At 58.6% G+C, this 1,175-nt stretch carries 1 protein-coding gene; it reads right to left on the reverse strand.

Annotated features, from left to right (window positions below):
* Positions 1-1,175, reverse strand: a 1,175-nt coding sequence (tuf, locus tag GOV88_RS20345) for an elongation factor Tu (RefSeq protein WP_170337277.1), incomplete at both ends; no start/stop codon positions are given.

Here is a 1,175-nt window from a genome sequence, read left to right on the forward strand (position 1 = left end):
TATTCGATGATTTTCGACACAACGCCGGCGCCAACGGTACGGCCGCCTTCACGGATGGCGAAGCGCAGGCCGTCTTCCATCGCGATCGGTGCGATCAGCTCGACGGTGAAGCCGACGTTGTCGCCGGGCATAACCATCTCGGTGCCAGCCGCCAGGGTCACGGTGCCGGTCACGTCAGTCGTACGGAAGTAGAACTGCGGACGGTAGTTCGCGAAGAACGGCGTGTGACGGCCGCCTTCTTCCTTGGTCAGGATATAGGCTTCGGCCTCGAACTTGGTGTGCGGTGTAACCGAACCCGGCTTACACAGAACCTGGCCACGCTCAACGCCGTCACGGTCGATACCGCGCAGCAGGGCGCCGATGTTGTCGCCCGCTTCACCGCGGTCCAGCAGCTTGCGGAACATTTCAACACCGGTACAGGTGGTTTTCTGAGTGTCGCGGATGCCGACGATTTCGATCTCGTCGCCAACATTGATCACGCCACGCTCGACACGACCGGTCACAACGGTACCACGACCCGAGATCGAGAACACGTCTTCAACAGGCATCAGGAACGGCTTGTCAACTTCACGCTCAGGGGTGTCGATGTAGTCGTCAACAGCCGCCATCAGCTCTTTGATCTTCTCTTCGCCGATTTCCGGGTTGTTGCCTTCCATCGCCGCCAGAGCCGAACCTGCGATGATCGGAACATCGTCGCCGGGGTAGTCGTAGCTGGACAGCAGTTCGCGAACTTCCATCTCAACCAGTTCCAGCAGCTCTTCGTCGTCAACCTGGTCAACTTTGTTCATGAACACGACCATTTTCGGGATGCCAACCTGGCGGCCCAGCAGGATATGCTCGCGCGTTTGCGGCATCGGGCCGTCTGCGGCGTTCACAACCAGGATCGCGCCGTCCATCTGGGCAGCACCGGTGATCATGTTCTTGACGTAGTCGGCGTGGCCGGGGCAGTCAACGTGCGCATAGTGACGGTTGTCAGTCTCGTATTCCACGTGGGCGGTCGAGATGGTGATGCCGCGCGCTTTTTCTTCCGGCGCACCGTCAATCTGGTCATACGCTTTGAAGTCACCGAAATACTTGGTGATTGCTGCGGTCAGCGTCGTTTTACCATGGTCAACGTGGCCAATCGTGCCGATGTTGACGTGCGGTTTTGTACGCTCAAACTTTTCCTTTGCCAT

The sequence above is a fragment of the Ruegeria sp. HKCCA5491 genome, assembly GCF_013034565.1.
GTDB lineage: Bacteria > Pseudomonadota > Alphaproteobacteria > Rhodobacterales > Rhodobacteraceae > Ruegeria.